Source organism: Pseudomonas sp. 58 R 3, from assembly GCF_900006605.1.
Lineage (GTDB): Bacteria > Pseudomonadota > Gammaproteobacteria > Pseudomonadales > Pseudomonadaceae > Aquipseudomonas > Aquipseudomonas salomonii.
In genome coordinates this window covers 472,745-487,500 of the sequence record NZ_CVTT01000061.1, presented here as the reverse complement: position 1 = coordinate 487,500, position 14,756 = coordinate 472,745, and the positions used below count along the sequence as shown (strand labels likewise).

The following is a 14,756-nucleotide window of genomic DNA, read 5'->3' as shown; positions in this document are numbered from 1 at the left end:
GCGCCGCTCCTTGGCTGCACGTAATGCCCTGGCGTTATGCACCGGGGTAATTCTGACCATACCGACCTCGCATTCAATGAAATAAAAACAGAAAAATCAGAGATGTCCGGTGGTCCGGTGCATATACCCTAAGCGTGTTAAATTTTTAAATAAACTAACTTATTGGAATATGCATAGAAGGGCTGTCACCCGGGCTCGCAGGGCGAGCCGGGCTGGCGCGGTTGATAGGTCGTCGCGGCCCTGACGGGGCGGGCTGGCGGCTGTGGCGCGCAAGTAGCGATGTTCAAGGTGCGTACCGGTGCCCAGCGCGAATTATTGCCGACCCGATCGAGAATGCAGTAGGTCACGTCCAGGCGGCTGTCGTCGCCCGCTTCGATAATCACTGTGGAAGGCACCCACACCTGCACCGGCAGGCCGACGCCTTTGGCCTGGATTCTTGGCAGGTCCAGGCGCACATCGCCCCAGCGCAGGGTGATGGCGTCGCCCGTGGCCATGTTCAGGTAGGGCTGGATGGTCAGCGGGATGCCGCGCCGCACCTGGCTGCCGTTGACACCGTAGCGGCGGATGGTCTCGGGCAGGCCCACGGGGGCGAGGTTCTGGTTTTCATCGTCCAGCAGTGCGCAGGGGTGGCCACCCGGATAGCAGGTCTTCACGGGCACCTGAGTGAGGTCTGAACGTGCCGGGCCGTGGCCGACTTGCATGACCTGATAGTGAACCCGTGCGGTGCCATCCTGAATAAAACTTTCGGGTACACGCAGGCGGGTCAGCGTGCCGACCTTGCACGCGGTAATCCGACGCGAGTCGGCAAAGCAGTTGTTCCAGAACAGTTCGATCAGGTCGCCCTCGTCCATGCCAGGGTAAGGCGCGATATCCACCTGCAATTGGGTCGCGGCGAGGGCATTGATGCCGTGTCGGTTTGCCTGGGGCAGGGTTGGGGCGGTGAACGTGGCCTGAGGTGCGGTGCGCGTCATAAGTAATCTCCTTGATGCAGCCAGCAGCAATCGTTCCGGCGCCCGTGGCGCGTTTGCGCGTAAGGTGCCGAAAGGAACGATTCAGTGAGTAGCCGGGATAGGATCCAATCCTCTGTGCGCTAGATAAGAGGGTTGGCCAGCGGGCGTCAATGGCGGCAAAAGGCTAAACGGCGAGTTGGAGCAGATTCAGAAAAGGCTGACGCGGCGGGGGATTTTAAGGCGGGTTTGGCGGGGTGTTTTACTGATGGGAACGAGGATTTTGTGTAGGAACGCTGTTAGGTGGGAGCTGGCAAGCCAGCTCCCACAAAAACTGTCAGTGGGCTAGAAACTTGCTCAAAAACTGCTTGGTCCGCTCTTCCTTGGGGTTGGCAAACAGCGCCTTGGCTTCGCCTTGCTCGACGATCACGCCTTTGTCGAAGAAGATCACCCGGTTGGCCACATCGCGGGCAAAGCTCATTTCGTGGGTGACGATAACCATGGTGCGGTTTTCTTCGGCCAGGCTGCGGATGGTCGCCAGCACTTCGCCGACCAGCTCCGGGTCGAGCGCCGAGGTGGGTTCGTCAAACAGAATCACCTCCGGCTCCATGGCCAAGGCACGCGCAATCGCCACGCGCTGTTGCTGGCCGCCGGACAGCCGCCGTGGGTACGCGTCTTCCTTGCCTGCCAGGCCGACCCTGGCCAAGAGCTTGCGACCGAGTGCGGTCGCCGCCTCGCGCGGCATCTTCTTGACCACGATCGGGCCTTCGATGACGTTTTCAAGCGCGGTGCGGTGCGGGAACAGGTTGAAGTTCTGGAACACAAAACCCACATGCTGGCGCAAGCGCCGCACCAGGCCTTGTTGCTGGTTGAGCGGTTTGCTGCTGTCGATCTCGATATCACCAACCTTGATACGGCCGCTGGTGGGTTCTTCGAGGAAGTTCAGGCAGCGCAGGAAGGTGGTCTTGCCGGAGCCGCTGGGGCCAATGATGGCGACCACTTCGCCTTCCTTGACCTCCAGGTCGATGCCGTTGAGTACCACCTGAGCGTTGAATTGTTTGGTCAGTTTTTCAACCACGATCATGCTCAGGACTCCAGGTCATGCCGGTTGACCCGGTCTTCCAGGCGATTTTGAAAGTGCGCCAGGATGCTTGCCAGGATCCAGTAGATCAGGGCGGCGGACAGGTACATGGTGAAGATTTCGAAGGTGCGCGCCGACACCAGCTGTGCCTGACGGAACAACTCCGGCACCTGAATGGTGGCGGCCAGCGCCGTGTCCTTGACCAGCGAAATAAAGCTGTTGCCCAGCGGCGGCAAGGCCGTGCGCATGGCCTGCGGCAGGATGGCCCGGCGCAGGGTCTGCGCGCGTGTCATGCCGATGCTGGCGGCAGCTTCCCATTGGCCGCGCTCGATGGAGCTGATCGCGGCGCGCAGGATTTCACAGGCGTAAGCGGCCATGTTCAGCGAAAAGCCGATCATGGCCGCCGGAATCGGATCCAGCTCGATGCCCACTTGCGGCAAGCCGTAGTAGATCAAAAACAGCTGTACCAGCAAGGGCGTGCCGCGAAAGAACGACACGTAGACTCGGGCGGTCCAGCTGAGAAGCTTGAAGCGCGACAAACGCATCAAGGCCAGGCCGAAGCCCAGCAGCAAGCCGAAAAACATCCCGCCGAGGCTAAGAATCACCGTGTAGTACGCGCCCTTGAGCAGAAAGGGCGCGGAGTCCAGCGCGAGTTGGAAACCTGCTTCCATTATTCAGTGACGTCAGCGTTGAAGTACTTCTCGGACAGCTTTTTCAAGGTGCCATCGGCGCGCAGCTTGTCGAGGGCCTTGTTCACCGCGTCGAGCAGTTCCGGCTCGCCTTTGCGCAGGGCAATACCGGCTTCCTGACGAGAGAAGGCATCACCGGCCGCAGCAGTGTCCGGCGCCTTCTTGGCGTATTCCAGCGCGGCCAGGCGGTCGATCAGGATGGCGTCGATACGGCCGATGCGCAGGTCCTGGAACTTGGTCGGGTCATCGTTATAGGTCTTGATGATGGCTTTGGGTTGGTTGTCCTTGAGCCATTGTTCGTAGTTGGTGCCCAGGCCCACACCGACTTTCTTGCCGGCCAGGTCGTCGGCGGTCTTGATACTGTCGACGTTTTTCTTCAGCACCAGCGCCTGGATACCGGACACGGTGTAAGGCTTGGAGAAGTCATACTTCTTCTTGCGCTCCTCGGAGATGGTCACCTGGTTGACCACCGCGTCCAGGCGCTTGGATTCCAGGGCGGCGAGGATGCCGTCCCACGGCGTGGCCTGCAGCTTGACCTTGACGCCCAGCTCTTTGGCCAGCGCTTCGGACAGCTCGACTTCAAAGCCGCTGAGCTTGCCGCTTTCATCGACAAAGCTGAACGGCGGGTAGGTGCCTTCCAGGCCGATCTTGATTTCGCCGGCTTTCTTGATGTTGTCCAGCTGCTCGCCCGCGATGGCTTGGCCCATCAGACCAGCCCCGAGTGCCAAGCCCAAAGTGCCAACCAGCAACGTGCGACGCAATACAGAAATAGTCATGAACAGCCCCTGTGTTTTTATGTTGAGCGAAGCAGGTGACGCAGTAGTCGTATCCTGCCTTAAAGCGCGGTGCGCGTCTTCGCCTGCGGCGCGACTATAAAGCCAGTTTTTAAGACTTGAAAATAATATAAAATTAATTTGATATTTCTTTATGGAATATTAAGTTGATCCAATGCGGGGGCTGGCTTGCCTGCGATAGCGGTCCGTCAGTTCCAAATGTGTTGGCTGATACACCGCTATCGCAGGCAAGCCAGCTCCCACAGTTTGATCCGTGTTATTCAGTTAAGCACCGAGTCATACGCAAACAACGCCGGTGCCCCGCCGGTGTGCAGGAAAATGATCGGGCCGTCCTCAAACCGCTGACGCCCGATGCCATCGAGCAAACCGGCCATGGCCTTGCCGGTGTAGACCGGGTCCAGCAGCAAGCCTTCCTGGCTGGCTAATAGCTTGACCGCTGCCAGGGTGCCGGCGTTCGGTTCGCCGTAGCGCGGGCCGAAATATTCGTCCCACAGAATCACTTTGAAGGCTTCGGGAATGTCCACGCCCAGCAACTCGGCGGTGCGTTCGGCCAAGCCTTGTACCTTCGGGAACTGGGCTTCTTCGGTGCGCGACACGGTGATGCCCACCACCGGCAGATTCGGCAGCACTTCACTCAACGCCAGCGCCAGGCCGCTGTGGGTGCCGGCGCTGCCCGAGGCCAGTACCACGGCGGCAAACTCAATGCCGCTGTCTTCGATCTGCCCGGCCAGCTCCAGCCCGGCGCGCACGTAACCCAAGGCGCCCAAGGCATTGGAGCCGCCGATAGGGACGAGGTAGGGCTTCTTGCCGTTGCTGCGCAGGCGGTCGGCGAGGGCGTTGAGCTGGTCGTCGACGTTATCGAGGTTTTCGACCAATTCGACTTTGGCGTCGAACAACTCCAGCAGCAAGCGGTTGCCATTGCCCAGGTAGTTGGGGTCTTCGGTGCCGGTGGGGTTTTCCAGCAGCGCCACGCAGCCCAGGCCGAGCTTGGCGGCCAGCGCGGCGGTCTGGCGCACGTGGTTGGACTGGATGGCGCCGGCGGTCACCAGGGTGTCGGCACCTTGCGCAAGGGCATCGGCGCCCAGGTATTCAAGTTTGCGCAGCTTGTTGCCGCCCATGGCCAGCGGTGTGGTGTCGTCGCGTTTGACGTAAACGTCCCTGCCCAGCCAGGCCGACAGCCGCTCGAGTTTTTCCAGGGCGGTGGCGCCGCCCAGCAGTTCCAGGCGGTTAAAACGGTCGAGCTGTTGTTTGATCATGGCGACGTACAGTGGCTAAGTGATGGGGGGACTATAGGCAGGCACTTTTCATCGGGCAACCGCCAATCGCTTATGCCGGATAGTTCTTAGCATCACACCATTGGTTCTTAAGGGCGGCCAGGGTGCATACCGTAAAGTGACGGCCATATCGTCAGGAGTGAATACCGTGAGTGAGCGTTCCAGTCATTGGCAATTACAGACCATCGTCAGCCAGCTGCGCAGCGCCCGGGACCAGTGGCGCACGCGCAATGGTCGCCTGAGTGGCGAACACGGTGGCCGTGAGTTGCCGTCCCGCGAGGCGGTGGCGCAGATTCTTGAGTCCTTGTGCGGCGCGCTGTTCCCGATGCGCCTGGGGCCGGTGGACCTGCGTGAAGAAAGTGAAGATTTTTACGTCGGGCATACCCTCGACGTCGCCCTGAACGCCTTGCTCGCCCAGGCCCGCCTGGAGCTGCGTTACGCCGCGCGCCAGGGCGCCAAGGATGACAGCGAGGTCGATGCACTGGCCATCCGCCTGATCCAGGACTTCGCCCTGGCCTTGCCCTCACTGCGCAGCCTGTTGGACACCGACGTGCTCGCCGCCTACCACGGCGACCCGGCCGCGCGCAGTGTGGATGAAGTGCTGCTGTGCTATCCGGGGATTCTGGCGGTGATTCACCACCGCCTGGCGCACCACCTGTACCGCGCCGGGCTGCCGTTGCTAGCGCGGATCAGCGCGGAGATTGCCCACTCGGCCACCGGCATCGACATCCACCCCGGCGCGCAGATCGGCCCGAGTTTCTTCATCGACCACGGGACCGGTGTGGTGATCGGCGAGACCGCGATCATCGGCGAGCGCGTGCGCATCTACCAGGCCGTGACGTTGGGCGCCAAGCGCTTCCCGGCGGATGAGGACGGGCAGTTGCAGAAAGGCCATCCGCGCCATCCGATTGTTGAGGACGATGTGGTGATTTACGCCGGGGCGACGATCCTGGGGCGCATCACCATCGGCAAGGGCTCGACCATCGGCGGCAATGTGTGGCTGACCCGCAGCGTGCCGGCGGCGGCGAACATTACGCAGGCGAATTTGCAGCATGACGACGGTGCGCAGAAATAGTATTTGAGCCAAACACCGATCAACTGTGGGAGCTGGCTTGCCTGCGATAGCGATCTGTCAGTTACAGATTTGCTGACTGACCCACCGCTATCGCAGCGATGTGGCGACCCGACAAGCCAGCTCCCACAGGTTTAACCGCATTTCAAATTAGACCCGTAATCGCTGAACGATTTACCTCTCGCGCCCGTCATACCAATCCTTGAGCTAGTGTAGGAATTGTCTACCACTCAGCCCTGCGATTAGTCCCAAACCGCCTACCTATGTTTAACTTGAATGCTCGTTCAAGTTAAACCCGGTGGTTCGCTGCCCGCTCACAACAGGAGGCTTACCTTTGCTGAGTCCGTTATTTACAGCCACATCACACACCTTCGGGGTGCATCGTTCATGAGTGCATCGTCCACCCCATCCAGCGGCCTGGTGCGCATGAATGCGCCGGTTTTCTACTTTGCCGCAACCTTCATCCTGCTGTTCGGCATCACTGTCATCGCTATCCCGCAACAGGCCGGTGCCTGGCTGCTGGCGGCGCAAAACTGGGCGGCCAACACGGTCGGCTGGTACTACATGCTGGCGATGACGCTGTATCTGGTCTTCGTGGTGGTCACCGCGCTATCGGGCTACGGCAAGATAAAACTCGGTGCCGACCACGACGAGCCCGAATTCAGTTACCTGTCCTGGGCCGGCATGCTGTTCGCCGCCGGGATCAGCATCACGCTGTTTTTCTTCTGCGTCTCCGAGCCGCTGACGCACCTGGTGCAGCCGCCTCAGGGCGCGCCGATGAATGCCGACGCCGCTCGCCAGGCCATGCAGATCCTGTTTCTGCACTGGGGGCTGCATGGCTGGGGCGTGTTTGCCTTCGTCGGCATGGCCCTGGCGTACTTCGCCTACCGGCATAACCTGCCGCTGGCGCTGCGCTCGGCGCTGTACCCGCTGATCGGCAAACGCATCAACGGCCCCATCGGTTATGCGGTGGACGGTTTCGGCATCATTGCCACGGTGTTCGGCCTGGGCGCCGACATGGGGTTTGGCGTGTTGCACCTCAACTCCGGTCTCGACTACCTGTTTGGCATCGCGCACACGCAGTGGATTCAGGTCGGCCTGATCACCCTGATGATGGGCGCCGCGATCCTCGTGGCCGTGGCCGGTGTCGACAAGGGCGTGCGAGTGATGTCCGACATCAACATGCTGCTGGCCTGTGCGCTGCTGCTGTTCGTGTTGTTCGCAGGCCCTACCCAGCACCTGCTCAACACCCTGATCCAGAACATCGGTGACTACCTCGGCGCCTTGCCGACCAAGAGCTTCGATGTGTACGCCTACGACAAACCCAGCGACTGGCTGGGCGGTTGGACGGTGTTCTACTGGGCCTGGTGGATCGCATGGTCGCCGTTCGTGGGCCTGTTTATCGCGCGTATTTCCCGTGGCCGTACCATCCGTGAGTTCGTGTTCGGTGTGCTGCTGATCCCGCTGGGTTTCACCCTGGCGTGGATGTCGATTTTCGGCAACAGCGCCATCGACCAGGTGCTCAATCACGGCATGACCGCGCTGGGCCAGTCGGCTATCGATGACCCGTCGATGAGCCTCTACCTGCTGCTGGAAACCTACCCGTGGAGCAAGACGGTGATCGCCGTCACGGTGTTTATCAGCTTCGTGTTTTTCGTCACCTCGGCCGACTCCGGCACCGTGGTGCTATCGACCTTGTCGTCCAAAGGCGGCAACGCCGATGAAGATGGGCCGAAATGGCTGCGGGTGTTCTGGGGCGCGATGACGGCGCTGGTCACCAGTGCCTTGCTGTTTGCCGGCAGTATCGACTCGCTCAAGTCGGCGGTGGTGCTGACTTCGTTGCCGTTCTCGCTGATTTTGCTGCTGATGATGTGGGGGCTGCACAAGGCCTTCTACCTCGAATCGCAGAAGCAGATTGCCCAGCTGCATTCGCTGGCACCGGTGTCGGCGGCGCGTAAAGGCCGTGGCGGCTGGCGTCAGCGTTTGAGCCAGGCTGTGCACTTCCCGTCACGGGATGAGGTGTACCGCTTCCTCGAAGCGACGGTGCGCCCGGCGATCGAAGAAGTGACGGCGGTGTTTGTCGAGAAGGGCCTGAATGTGGTGACTCAGCCTGACCCGTCCAACGACAGCGTCAGCCTCGAAATCGGGCATGGCGAGGAGCATCCTTTCGTTTACCAGGTGCAGATGCGCGGCTACTTCACGCCGTCGTTTGCCCGAGGTGGCATGGGTTCCAAAGAGATCAACAACCGCCGCTATTACCGCGCGGAAGTGCACTTGAGTGAAGGTAGCCAGGACTACGATCTGGTGGGCTACACCAAGGAGCAGATCATCAACGACATCCTCGACCAGTACGAGCGCCACCTGCAGTTCCTGCACCTGGTGCGCTAACCCGCCGATCGTTCCCACGCTCCGCGTGGGAATGCCGCCTGGGACGCTCTGCGTCCCGCCGCAGAGGTGACGCAGAGCGTCAATGGATGCATTCCCATGCAGAGCGTGGGAACGATCAAAAACCTGCGCAAAGCCCCGTTCTACGGGGCTTTCTTAAACTTAATTTCATTCGTGAACTAAGTGTTTTGACTCCGAACTGTCATCTGGCCACTGCGTAATTGTGTGAAGCGTTTGACGCTTTCATTTCAGAACAGTGACGGAGACCGGTAACAATGAAGACGTTAATAAGCCCTATGGTGGGTGCCGCCATGGCGAGCTTTATGCTGTCCGCCCATGCCGATTTTATCGACGACAGCCACGCCGACGTGACCCTGCTCAACCGCTATCTCAACCAGCAGGGTCGTGACGTGGTGGGCAGCAACGCCAAGGCCCACAGCGTGCGGGATTGGGGCCAGGGTTTCGAGTTCAACTTCAAGTCCGGCTACACCGAAGGCCCGGTAGGTTTTGGCCTGGATCTGCAGGCGTTTTACGGCTTGAAGCTCGATTCCGGCGGCGATCTTAACGACAAAGACCACCAGGGCCGATACCCCGGCAGTATGTTCCCGCTGGATAACGGCAAGTCCGCCGACCAGTTCGGCGTGCTCAGCCCAACGTTCAAAATGCGCTTCGCCAAGGATGAGCTGCGCCTCGGCACCTTGTTCGGCAACAACCCGGTGCTGGCCAACACCGACGGCCGCCTTTACCAGCAGACCAACACCGGCGTGCAACTGGTGTCCAAAGACCTCAGCGACTTCACCTTCACCGGCGGCGATATCTTCAAGACCAAGATCCGCAACGAAACCGGCGACCAGGGCATGATCACCGCCGGCGGCACCAAAGACAGCGATCGTTTCCTGTTCGGCGGGGCGGATTACACCGGCATCCAGAACACCACCGTGAGCCTGTGGTATTCCAACCTTGAGGACTACTACCAGCAGTTCTTCCTCGGCGCCAAGCGCCATGACGCGTTGAGCGTGGGCGCCATCGACACCGACGTGCGCGTATTCCGCAGCCTTGGTGTGGGCGCCAACGCCGACGGCGATAAAGACTTTACCGGCGCCGGTCTGTATGGCGACGGCACCAGCAAAGGCCGCATCAACCAGACCACTGCCAGCCTGCTCGAGAGCTACAGCCTCGACGGCCACACCGTCGGCCTGGGCATTCAGAAAAACAGCGGCGACAGCGACTTCCCGTACCTCGATTCCGGCCTCAACAGCGGCGACAACCGCCAAGGCCCTGGCTCGGGCGCCGACACCCCGGCGCTCACCAACATGCAGTTGAATAAATTTCAACACGCCGGTGAGCGCACTTGGCTTGCGCAGTACAAGTACGACTTCGGTAAGCTGGGCCTCACCGGCCTGACGTTCTCGGCCGCCTATGCCCACGGTGATGACATACGCACCGTGCAAGGCACCACCAGCGAGTGGGAACGCAATATTGCCGTGGCTTACCAGGTACCCACCGGCACCCTCAAGGGCCTGGGCGTGACCTGGAAAAATGCCCACGCCAGCCCGGACATTACCGGTGCCACCGTCCAAGATGAAAATCGCTTTTATGTCAGCTATGTCGTTCCACTCTGGTAGCAAATTGCTGTAGAACGGAACGGCAGGCTCAAGCGATTCAGCTGGTTAAAAGGCCTGGGAATAACCTTATTTCCAGGCCTTATTTGCCTACGTCCAAGAGAGGATTCGATGACTTACATTGCTGCCGAAAACCGCTATGAATCTATCCCGTACCGCCGCGTAGGCCGCAGTGGGTTGGTGCTGCCGGCACTGTCCCTGGGGCTGTGGCACAACTTTGGCGACAGCACCCCGATCGACACCCAGCGCGCCTTGCTGCGCACCGCATTCGACCTGGGGATCAACCACTTCGACCTGGCCAACAACTACGGCCCACCGTATGGCAGCGCCGAGATCAACTTCGGCCGTTTGCTGCGTGAAGACTTCAAGCACTACCGCGACGAGCTGATCATCTCCAGCAAAGCCGGCTGGGACATGTGGCCCGGCCCTTACGGCCAGGGTGGCGGTTCGCGCAAATACGTTCTGGCGAGCCTGGACCAGAGCCTGCAACGCCTGGGCGTCGACTACGTGGATATTTTCTACTCCCACCGTTTTGACGCCGACACCCCGCTGGAAGAAACCGCCAGCGCACTCGCCACTGCCGTGCAACAGGGCAAGGCGTTGTACATCGGTATCTCGTCTTATTCGGGGGTGAAAACCCGCGAAATGGCCGCTCTGCTGCAAGAGTGGAAAGTGCCGCTGTTGATTCACCAGCCGGCCTACAACCTGCTCAACCGCTGGATTGAAAAAGACCTGCTGGACACCACCGATGAACTGGGTGCCGGTGTGATTGCCTTCACGCCGCTGGCCCAGGGGTTGCTCACTGACAAGTACCTCAACGGCGTGCCGGCCGATGCGCGGGTCAACCGCCCGGGTGGCGGCTCGCTGCAGGCCAAGCACTTGTCCGAAGCCAACATTGCCCATGTGCGTGGATTGAACGAAATTGCCAAGCGCCGCGGCCAGAGCCTCGCGCAACTGGCCCTGGCCTGGACCCTGCGTGACCCAAGGGTGACCAGTGCCTTGATTGGTGCGAGCCGGCCGGAGCAGATCATTGAAAACGTCGGCGCGTTGAAGAACCTGAACTTCAGCGCGGAAGAACTGGCGGAGATCGACCGGTTTGCGCAGGAAGGCGGGATTAACCTGTGGGAAAAACCGTCCACTGCTGAATAAACCGGCACAACCCGGTCAAAAATGTGGGAGCGAGCAAGCCCGCTCCCACATTTGATCTTCAGTGTGGCAAATTCACTCAGTTGTACTCGGTCAATGTGGGAGCCGGGCTTGCCCGCGATGGCGGTGTGTCAGTCGATGAATGTATGGGCTGGTACGCCGCTATCGCAGGCAAGCCAGCTCTCACTTTTGATCATCGCCAGGCGCTAGAACGGGACGTCACCCAGGATCGTGGCGCGATGCATCACGCGTCGCTGCGGTCGGTAGTCATCCACGGCGTAGTGCTGGGTCACGCGGTTGTCCCAGAATGCCACGTCGTTCTCCTGCCAGCGCCAGCGTATGGTGAATTCCGGCCGCGTTGCGTGGGCAAACAGCAGCTTCAGTATGGCCTCGCTTTCCGCCGGCTCCAGCTCATTGATTTTGGTGGTGAACCCGTCACTTACAAACAGCGACTTTCGCCCGCTTACCGGATGCGTGCGCACCACTGGGTGTGACAGCGGTGGATTCTTCTTGCGGGTCTCCTCCCAACGCGCCAGGTCTTCGGCGGTGTTGCCAAAGCGCTCCAGCGGGAAGGATTTGGTGAAGTCGTGCGTTGCCGTCAGGCCATCGAGCAGGCGTTTAAGCGGCTCCGACAAGGCTTCATACGCCGCGATGCCACTGGCCCACAACGTGTCGCCACCAAAGGCCGGCAGCAGCTTGGCGCTGAGCACCGCACCGAGCGCAGGCGTCGGCAGGAAGGTCACGTCGGTGTGCCATACGGCGTTATCGCGTACGTCGGTCACGGCGGTGTCGAGGATCAGCACTTCGGGCTGTTCCGGCACGTTGGGGTAGATCGGGTGAATATGCAGGTCGCCAAAATTTGCTGCAAACCGCGCCTGTTGCTGCGGGGTGACGGCCTGGCCACGGAAGAACAGCACCGAGTGGCTGAGCAGCGCCTGCTCAATGGCGTCACGTTCTTGGAGGCTCAACGGTTGGGTGATATCGACGCCACTGATCAGGGCGCCCAGGGCGGTGCTTATTGGCGTAACGGTCAGGCTGCTCATGCGGTTCTCACTCAATGTGCCTGGCCATGCCAGGGCACCAATTTGCGCTGCAGGGCACGCAGGCCCATCTCCATGGCGAAGGCGATCAGGGCGATCACCAGAATCCCCAGCACCACCACGTCGGTGACCAGGAACTGCGCCGCCGACTGCACCATAAAGCCCAGGCCGCTGGTGGCGGCGATCAGTTCGGCGGCAACCAGCGTCGACCAACCCACTCCCAAGCCGATGCGCACGCCGGTTAGGATATCGGGCAGGGCGCTCGGCAGGATCACATGGCGAATCAACTGGGCGCGGGTGGCGCCCAACGACTGCGCGGCACGCAGCTTGGCCGGGTCGACCGTGCGCACGCCGGTCGCGGTGGCGATGGCGATAGGCGCAAAGATCGCCAGGTAAATCAGCAACACCTTGGACAGCTCACCGATGCCGCACCAGATCACGATCAGCGGCAGATAAGCCAGGGGCGGAATCGGCCGGTAGAACTCGATCAGCGGGTCGAGGATGCCACGGGCAATGCGGTTGGAACCGATGGCAATCCCCACCGGCACGGCGGTCAGCACCGCAAAACCCAGGCCCAGGCCGATGCGCGTGAGGCTCGCGCCCAGGTGCTGCCACAAGGTGGAATCCATATAGCCGGTGGTCGCCAGCAGCCAGCCTTTTTGCAGCACGGCGGACGGCGGCGGCAGGAACAGTGGTTCGATCACGCCAGTGGCGGTGACCGCCCACCAGAGCGCCAGCAAGGCGACCAGGGTGAGTACGCTGATCCAGCGCGTGCTCAGGCTACGACGTACCGCAATGACCTTGTGCGTTACCGGCTTGGCAGCCGTGGCGGGAAGTTCGTAGCTGCTCATGCGGACACCTGCCGTTGCGAGAACACTTTGCCCAGCACGTGTTCACGGGTTTCGATAAAGCGCGGGTCGGACTTGATCGCCCGCGCCGATTCACCGGCGGCGTAGCGTTGACCGAAGTCCAGGTGCAGGCGCTCGACAATCTGGCCTGGGTTGGGCGCCAACAGGATCAGGTCGGTGGCGAGAAATACCGCCTCTTCAATGTCATGGGTAATCAGGAACACCGGCTTGGCCGTGCGCCGCCAGACTTGCAGGAGCAATTCCTGCATCTGTTCGCGGGTGAAGGCATCAAGGGCGCCGAAAGGCTCGTCCATCAGCAATACGCGAGGGTCAGCCGCCAACGCGCGAGCCAGGCCCACACGCTGTTTCTGGCCACCGGAAAGCTGCCAGACACGGCGGCTGTCGAAACCGGCGAGGTCGACCAGTGCGAGCATTTCCCGGGCGCGCACTTCACGTTGCGCCTTGGGCACACCGGCCAGCTCCAGGCCGAAGCCGACGTTGGCCAGCACGTCCTGCCAGGGCAGCAGAGCATCGTCCTGGAACACCACGCCGCGTTCGGCGCTCGGGCCTTTGACCGGCACGCCATCGAGGGTGATGCGCCCGGCAGAGGGTTCGACGAAACCGGCAATCAGGTTCAACAGCGAAGTCTTGCCACTGCCGGACGGGCCGAGGGCTACCAGCAATTGCTGAGGCCCAAGGTCGAGTGAAATATCGGACAGTACCGGTTCTGTGGCGCCTGGGTACTGTGCGCTGATGCGCTCCAGTTGTAGCAAGGCCATCGCGAGGAACTCCTTGAGTCAGTTAGTGATGAACTTGGCGCTGACGTAAGGGGCGTAGTCCGGCAGCACGGCCTCGACTTTGCCTTGTTCCTTGAGGAACGCGGCGGTGTCGGTCACAGCCTTGGTAGTCGGTGCGCCCAGCAGGGTCACTTGGTCAGCCACCAGTGGGTAGACGTTGCCTTGCAGCAGCAGTGGGATGTCACTGGCCTTGGCGCCGGAGAGCTTCACCAGCTTGTCGACGTTGCCTTTGTCGGCCAGCCAGGCTTGTGGGTCTTTGCGGTAGGCGGCGTAGGCGTCCAAGGTGACTTTGGCGAAGGCGGTGACGATTTCCGGGTGTTTTTCGGCGAAGTCTTTGCGCACGATCCAGGCATCGAAGGTGGGCGCGCCGAACTTGGCCAGTTCGCCGGAGGTGATCAGCACTTTGCCGTTTTCCTTGGCGACGCCCAGGGCCGGGTCCCACACGTAAGTCGCGTCGATATCACCGCGCTTCCACGCCGCGATGATTGCCGGCGGTGCGAGGTTGAGAATGGTCACTTTGGACGGGTCGATGTTCCAGTGCTTCAGCGCGGCCAACAGGCTGTAGTGGCCGGTGGAAACGAAGGGCACGGCAATCTTTTTGCCGATCAGGTCCTGTGGGCTGTTGATCCCCGAACCATTACGCGCCACCAGCGCTTCGGCGCCGCCGATCTGGGTGGCGACCAGGAAGGTTTCCACCGGCACTTTGCGCGTTACCGCAGCGGTCAGTGGGCTGGAACCGAGGTAGCCGATCTGCACGTCGCCGGAGGCAATGGCGGCAATGATGTCGGCGCCATTGTCGAATTTGCGCCAGTCGATCTTGGCATTGGTAGCTTTTTCATACGCGCCGTCGGCCTGGGCGACTTTCGCCGGGTCCACGGTGGTCTGGTAGGCGATGGTCACATCTGCCGCCTGGGCAAACAGGCTGGCACCGGCCAGGGACAATGCGGCCAAGAGGCGCAATGGGGTAAGCAGTTTCAAGGGGAAGCTCCTCAATCAGGCGGCCGAGGGTCGGCGTGTGAGGAGACTAAATGATCTAAGAACTCGAAAATAAATAACATTTT

General features: G+C 61.0%; 13 protein-coding genes. 4 read left to right on the top strand and 9 right to left on the bottom strand.

Annotated features, from left to right (window positions below; translation table 11 throughout):
- Positions 1–185 precede the first annotated feature (185 nt).
- The 5 genes from BFP92_RS20590 to BFP92_RS20570 form a co-directional block, all read right to left on the bottom strand.
- Entirely contained in the window at positions 186–971 is a 786-nt protein-coding gene (locus tag BFP92_RS20590) for a hypothetical protein (RefSeq protein WP_065930856.1), read from the bottom strand.
- A 313-nt stretch (positions 972–1,284) separates the two neighbouring features.
- Positions 1,285–2,031, bottom strand: a complete 747-nt coding sequence (tcyN, locus tag BFP92_RS20585; protein WP_065930855.1) for an L-cystine ABC transporter ATP-binding protein TcyN — start codon at positions 2,029–2,031, stop codon at positions 1,285–1,287.
- 2 nt (positions 2,032–2,033) lie between these two features.
- Positions 2,034–2,699, bottom strand: a complete 666-nt coding sequence (gene tcyL / locus BFP92_RS20580; protein WP_017135731.1) for a cystine ABC transporter permease — start codon at positions 2,697–2,699, stop codon at positions 2,034–2,036.
- Positions 2,699–3,493 carry a cystine ABC transporter substrate-binding protein gene (gene tcyJ, locus BFP92_RS20575; protein ID WP_065930854.1) on the bottom strand — a complete coding sequence of 265 codons (795 nt, stop codon included), beginning with the start codon at positions 3,491–3,493 and terminating at the stop codon, positions 2,699–2,701. The genes tcyL and tcyJ overlap by 1 nt, the downstream gene beginning before the upstream one ends.
- A gap of 278 nt (positions 3,494–3,771) precedes the next feature.
- On the bottom strand, positions 3,772–4,767 hold the full coding sequence (locus BFP92_RS20570; RefSeq protein ID WP_065930853.1) for a D-cysteine desulfhydrase: 996 nt from the start codon (positions 4,765–4,767) through the stop codon (positions 3,772–3,774).
- Between the two features lie 166 nt (positions 4,768–4,933).
- Between BFP92_RS20570 and epsC the strand changes: the two genes are divergently transcribed.
- From epsC to mgrA, 4 genes are all read left to right on the top strand, one after another.
- The gene (gene epsC / locus BFP92_RS20565) at positions 4,934–5,860 is read left to right on the top strand and encodes a serine O-acetyltransferase EpsC (protein WP_065930852.1); all 927 of its coding nucleotides are present in this window, start codon (positions 4,934–4,936) and stop codon (positions 5,858–5,860) included.
- A 423-nt stretch (positions 5,861–6,283) separates the two neighbouring features.
- Positions 6,284–8,245 carry a choline transporter BetT gene (betT, locus tag BFP92_RS20560; protein ID WP_163005536.1) on the top strand — a complete coding sequence of 654 codons (1,962 nt, stop codon included), beginning with the start codon at positions 6,284–6,286 and terminating at the stop codon, positions 8,243–8,245.
- Positions 8,246–8,538: 293 nt separating this feature from the next.
- A complete protein-coding gene (locus tag BFP92_RS20555) occupies positions 8,539–9,867 on the top strand; it encodes an OprD family outer membrane porin (protein ID WP_083221766.1) in 1,329 nt (442 codons plus the stop codon).
- 108 nt (positions 9,868–9,975) lie between these two features.
- Positions 9,976–11,013 (top strand): L-glyceraldehyde 3-phosphate reductase, encoded by a 1,038-nt coding sequence (mgrA, locus tag BFP92_RS20550; protein WP_065930849.1) that lies wholly within the window; start codon positions 9,976–9,978, stop codon positions 11,011–11,013.
- 203 nt (positions 11,014–11,216) lie between these two features.
- Here mgrA and tauD read toward each other — a convergent pair whose 3' ends face one another.
- From tauD to tauA, 4 genes are read right to left on the bottom strand one after another with little or no spacing between them, the layout of a single operon-like run.
- Positions 11,217–12,053 carry a taurine dioxygenase gene (gene tauD / locus BFP92_RS20545; protein WP_065930848.1) on the bottom strand — a complete coding sequence of 279 codons (837 nt, stop codon included), beginning with the start codon at positions 12,051–12,053 and terminating at the stop codon, positions 11,217–11,219.
- A gap of 11 nt (positions 12,054–12,064) precedes the next feature.
- Complete coding sequence (gene tauC / locus BFP92_RS20540; RefSeq protein WP_056858184.1) at positions 12,065–12,901, bottom strand: taurine ABC transporter permease TauC; 837 nt, start codon at positions 12,899–12,901, stop codon at positions 12,065–12,067.
- Positions 12,898–13,677, bottom strand: coding sequence for a taurine ABC transporter ATP-binding subunit (gene tauB / locus BFP92_RS20535; protein WP_056858185.1), 780 nt, complete (start codon positions 13,675–13,677; stop codon positions 12,898–12,900). Before tauB ends, tauC begins: the two co-directional genes overlap by 4 nt.
- Before the next feature lie 18 nt (positions 13,678–13,695).
- Complete coding sequence (gene tauA, locus BFP92_RS20530) at positions 13,696–14,673, bottom strand: taurine ABC transporter substrate-binding protein (protein WP_065930847.1); 978 nt, start codon at positions 14,671–14,673, stop codon at positions 13,696–13,698.
- Between the last annotated feature and the right edge of the window lie 83 nt (positions 14,674–14,756).